Origin of the sequence: Methylomonas rivi (genome assembly GCF_024505165.1) — a bacterium.
GTDB classification, from domain to species: domain Bacteria; phylum Pseudomonadota; class Gammaproteobacteria; order Methylococcales; family Methylomonadaceae; genus Methylomonas; species Methylomonas rivi.
This window is the reverse complement of record NZ_JANIBK010000200.1, coordinates 1-5,233: the sequence shown is the minus strand read 5'-3', so window position 1 is coordinate 5,233 and position 5,233 is coordinate 1. Positions and strand designations below refer to the sequence as shown.

Genomic DNA, 5,233 nt, shown 5'->3' with positions numbered 1-5,233 from the left:
CACCGCCGCGCCGGCCACGGCACTGCCTACCTGGCTATCGGCCGCCGCCTGATTGGGGCTGGCGCCGACTCGGCCCGATGCATACTGCCGGCAGGTATAATCGTCCTGCTGAAATTGTTCGAACGACATCGTTGACCCGGGCAAAACCATGACGCTGGGGCCGCTCGGCAGATGGGCACACCCCGTTAATAGTCCAAGCACTCCATACCCAACAAGCAATATTCCGCGATTCATGACCGATAACCTTAGCGTTGAGGAATGGGATCGACCTGGCGCCAACCGGCCGGACAATCCGCGACATAGGGATAATAACCCTCCGGATTATTGCAATAATACCAATAGCCGGCCGGAAATTGCTGTTGCACCGGCGGCGCGGGCCGTTCTATATACACCGGCGGACTGGACGGCACGGTGACGATCGAAGGCGGATAATAGGGATAATAAGGGTATGAGAAATAAGGCCGCGGGTATACCGGCAGCCCCAAATACAACCCAAAGCGCGGATAAGCATGATAACCGTGAAAACCGCCACGCCAATGGCCGTGATGATGAGGACCCGCCGACGCGGCGGCGGCCATCAACAGCAAGCCCGCCGCCAGCCAGGAAAAAACATGATTTTTCATTTTAACAACTCCCGAACGCAGATAAGGCAAATACACTTGAACCGGCAAAACTGATAGCGTTAAACGCCAATTTCCAATGCAAAAGAATGCAGACCCGGACACTACAGCGCATCGCTTATCTCCGGCTTAACATTCCGCGCACCCGCCGCCCCTATCGCTTGATGTCAGCAGGCTTATCGAACAAATAATGAACCATCCCGCGCGGATAGGCGAAAAAAATCAATCCGGCAGTTTGCAAACATTAATTTGTTTGTGTATATCCTCATACAAAGTTTTTGCCTTCAATTTAACTTGGTAGCACCGCGATGGCTCAGAATACCGGGACGATAGAATTCCATAGCTCGTTGGACCGTAAAAAAACAACCCGCCGTTTTGAAGCGCGGGAAAATTTAACGGCGGGTACCGCTGGCGACATCATCCTTGACGGCCCCGATGTGCATAAAACGCATCTCGGTATTCGGTTCGGCGCCGATGGCTTTCTGGTGTCGCCCGCCGGCGCCGGCGCCGTTTCCATTAACGGCAAGCCCATTCACGAGCCCAGCCCGGTTACGGATGGCGATTGGCTGGCATTGGGAACAACGCTGTTTCAAATCAAACTGCCCGAACAAACTCCGCATACCCGGCCTGGCGGCACCAATCAAGCCCATGTAACGGTAAACGACTCGGCCAAACCCCGAACATTGCTTATCGGCCGGCTGCCGAACTGCGACTTCCCTCTACCCTCGCCGCTGGTATCCAGAGAACACGCCCATATTATATGCGGATCGGGCGGCATATTTATCGAAGACCTCGGCAGTACAAACGGCACCTTTGTCAACGGCCGGCGCTTGGAAAAACGGGTTGCGTTACAAAAAGGCGACCGGGTCAGCATTGCCGCCTTTTCATTCGTTTTTACCGGGGACGAATTAAAACAGGTGGATTCGTCCGGACAAGTCAGAGTGGTGGTGCAAGGGCTCTACAAAGACGTTGTCGACCACGCCACCCGGCAAACCAAACGCTTATTGGATGGCATCGATTTAGTGATCGAACCCGGCGAGTTCGTGGTCTTATTCGGCACCAGCGGCTCCGGCAAATCGACCTTATTGGACGCCATGAACGGCCGCCGGCCGGCAAGCGGCGGCCGGGTGCTCTATAACGACACCGACTTATATGCCTCGTTCGACAGCTTCCGCGCCTCCATCGGCTATGTCCCGCAGCAAGATATTGTGCACCGCAAAATCCTAACGGGCCGGGCGCTGGCTTACACCGCCAAGTTAAGGCTGCCGAAAGACACCGATTCGAACGAGATTAATAACCACATTCACAGAGTTTTAGGCAAAGTCAAACTGGCCGACAAACTGAATTCTCCGATCGACACGCCGGCGCCGCTCAGCGGCGGCCAGCTTAAGCGTGTCAGCCTTGCCGTCGAACTGGTGGCCAATCCGAATATATTGTTTTTGGATGAAGCCACCAGCGGCCTGGATGCCGGCACCGACAAGCATATGATGAAGCTTTTTGCCGAATTGGCGACGGATGCCAAAACCGTGGTTTGCGTCACCCATAGTTTGGAAAACATCGACGTTTGCGACTTGGTAGTCTTGCTGCATAAGGGCCGCTTGGTTTTTTTCGGCCCGCCGCGCGAGGCATGCGGGTATTTTGGCCTCGAGCGGCTCAGCGAAGTGTACGATTTGCTGGAAGACGAGCAGGTTAGCGCGGACGAATGGGCCGGACGTTACCGGGCATCGGCGCTCTATTCGCGCTATGTACTTGGCCGCATGGCCCAAACCACCGGCTTGCCGGATAGCGCCGCGCTGGCGCCGCAAAAAAAACCGCTGTTCGGTTTTGACCTTAGGCAAGCCGGCACCTTGACTTTACGTTATTTCGATTTGGTGTTGTCGGACCGCAAAAATCTTTTGATTCTCTTGCTGCAGGCGCCCTTGATCGCGGTGTTACTCGGCCTGGTGTGCCAGCTTGAAGGCGACGCGGTTGCCAAGGCCCATTTAGAAACTACCATTGCGTTTTTGTTGATCGTGTCGGCCATTTGGTTCGGAACGCTCAATTCCGCCCGCGAAGTGGTGAAGGAACTCCCCATATACTTGCGCGAACGCTCGGTCAACCTGGGGATAGTGCCTTATTTGGTTAGCAAATTGTTCCCTTTGGCCTTATTATGCCTGCTGCAATGCATTATGTTATTGGGCATAGCGCACACCATGCTATCGTTGTCATTTAGCCTGCCCGGCAGTTTGGCCGCACTGTTTCTCGCCGCCTTTTCCGCCACCTGCATGGGGTTGGCGGTTAGCGCATTTGTCGACACTAACGATAAAGCCATTGCCATAGCGCCGATTTTATTGGTACCCCAGGTGGTGTTATCCAATGCCGTCGTTCCATTGGGAAAGGCCAGTCTATGGGTGGCGAAATCCAGCATGATCTCTTTTTGGGCGTTAGACGCAATGAAAAATACCTTACCGCAAAAAACCTTGGCACTTAAGGATTTAACCGGCAATCCGGCCGTACCGTTAACCGAAAACCTGCAAAGAGATCTCGCCATGGTTGCCCTGCTGGGGCTGGCGTTCATACTCATCGCCGTGGCCGGCCTTAAACGGAAGGATCGCCCGGCATGAACGATCAAAACGACCAAACCGTACTAAAACCCGAGGACCGGACCGTATTGCGCCCGCTCGAAACCCAGGCCGAATACCGCGCCTGCCCATTTTGCGGAGAGCGCAACCCGGTCTCTCGGTTACTGCTGAGCGCTTACACCTGCGGTCATTGCCAAAAAGAAGTCGCCCACATCGATTACGCGCAGAGCGGCGCAATCAGGGGCATTTTCGGCTGGATGCTGTCGCCTGGCGATGTGGTTTTAAATCGCTACCAAATAAAGTCCGTGCTGGGGAAAGGCGGCTTTGGGGCCGCTTACCTGGCGGACGATCTGGACTTGAGCGGTAAGCACAGAGCCTTAAAAGAAATACCCGTGCAAATGTTCGACGAGTATGAGACATCGCTGCTCAGCCGCCTCGACCATCCGGCCATACCCGATATTATCGACCGCCGCACCGTCGACGGCATGTGTTATTTGGTGCTGAAATTCGGCGGCAGCAGCACCTTAGCCAGTGCGCGCAGGAGCTATCCCGGCAATCAAATTCCGTTAGCAAAGCTATTGCCCTGGATTCAGCAGCTTTGCGAAGTGCTCGTTTACTTGCACGAACAGAATCCGCCCATCATTCACCGCGATCTCAAGCCCGGCAATATTCTGTTGGACGAAAACGAAAGGATCATGCTGATCGATTTCGGCATCGCCAAGGAAGTGGTCGCCGAGGACATGACCCGCACCTTGGGACGGGCGGCCAGCTTGCATTTCAGTCCCCCCGAACAGGTCATGGGCACCGGCACGGACGTACGCGCGGATATTTTTGCGTTAGGCGCGACCTTTTACGCCCTGCTGACCGGATGCAACCCGCCGCCGGTGCACGAACGCGTTGCCGGCAAGGCGTTAAAACCGCCCTCGGAATTTGTGAATAACTTGCCGCAAGCGATTGAAGATGCCATTCTGCGCGCGCTCGAATTAAACATGAACAACCGCCATCAATCGATTCGGGAGTTCGCCGCCGCCATGGCCCAGGTTGACGCTGCCGGCCCATCTCAACCGGCAGCGGCCGGCGGTTTTGCCGAGCGTACCTTGCTGACCGACAGTTTACCGCCGTCGGCAAATATGCAGTCCCGCAGCATCAAATTCACCCCCGACGGCGTGGCCATTAACCCGGGGACTGTCTCCGACACCCGGAACGATTCCGCAAGCCAACGGCAAGGCAAACTCAAAATTCCGCTGATTGCCGCCGGCGTCTGTTTGGCCGCCGTGGCTTCGGGCTGGTTTTATCTGCAACAACCCAAGGAAGAGTCCGTCCCGGAAACCGCTCCGCCGCCGCTGACCGAACGGATTGCCCCCAACGAAGAGAGCAAGCCGGTTCAGGCAATACCAGCCGTCCCGCCCGTTCCGGCCGCTGTTAATACCGCTACCCAACCGCCGCCCGCCGCCGATACTCCGCCATTATCGGAGTTGCCGGTTAAACCGGACAGCGCGGATAACTTGCCGGAAATCGCAAAACCCCAAGAACCCGCGGCACGGACGGCCGCGCGGCCGACAAGCTCGCAATCGGCCAAGGCCGCCGCGCCGGCCAAAAACAAACCTAAACGTAAACAACAACCGCCCGACGAAATAACTTCTACCCCTCAACAATCGTGGGTTATTATTCCGGGTAGTACCAAGCAAACCCATTGATGGCGGAATAGGGATTAATGCAAACTTCGGACGGCAAAGCGCGAAGCACCGTGGCCTCGGCTCCCGCATTGCTCTAGGACCTATTTCCATGTGGGCATCCGGCCGGAGAAACGATTATCCATCATGCCGAATAGCGGCTTTTTGCAATCCAATACTTGCCGCCAAATGTTTAAACCAGACTACTTCGAACCCAGGAGACAGCGTAATATGAAACTCGCGTTAAAACATAAACCCCTATTGTTGATTATTTTGAGCCAATTCATCGTATCCGGCTGCGCCAATACGCAAGGAAACGATTTATTGAAAGGCGCCGGCCTTGGCGCCTTAAGCGGCGCGGCCCTGGGTTGCGCAATCG

General features: G+C 55.6%; 3 protein-coding genes. 2 read left to right on the top strand and 1 reads right to left on the bottom strand.

All coding sequences use genetic code 11. From position 1 onward, the window contains the following. Positions 1–245: 245 nt before the first annotated feature. A complete protein-coding gene (locus tag NP596_RS19595; RefSeq protein ID WP_256617089.1) occupies positions 246–623 on the bottom strand; it encodes a hypothetical protein in 378 nt (125 codons plus the stop codon). 305 nt (positions 624–928) lie between these two features. Here NP596_RS19595 and NP596_RS19590 point away from each other — a divergent pair, with 305 nt between their 5' ends. Both NP596_RS19590 and NP596_RS19585 read left to right on the top strand, forming a co-directional pair. After that, a complete protein-coding gene (locus tag NP596_RS19590; RefSeq protein ID WP_256617088.1) occupies positions 929–3,223 on the top strand; it encodes an ATP-binding cassette domain-containing protein in 2,295 nt (764 codons plus the stop codon). Continuing rightward, positions 3,220–4,878 carry a serine/threonine protein kinase gene (locus NP596_RS19585; RefSeq protein WP_256617087.1) on the top strand — a complete coding sequence of 553 codons (1,659 nt, stop codon included), beginning with the start codon at positions 3,220–3,222 and terminating at the stop codon, positions 4,876–4,878. The genes NP596_RS19590 and NP596_RS19585 overlap by 4 nt, the downstream gene beginning before the upstream one ends. Positions 4,879–5,233 lie beyond the last annotated feature (355 nt).

Coding starts and splice junctions, on each gene's coding strand:
- NP596_RS19590 (WP_256617088.1), top strand. CDS start 929: ATGGCTCAGAATACCGGGACGATAGAATTCCATAGCTCGTTGGACCGT.
- NP596_RS19585 (WP_256617087.1), top strand. CDS start 3,220: ATGAACGATCAAAACGACCAAACCGTACTAAAACCCGAGGACCGGACC.
- NP596_RS19595 (WP_256617089.1), bottom strand. CDS start 623: ATGAAAAATCATGTTTTTTCCTGGCTGGCGGCGGGCTTGCTGTTGATG.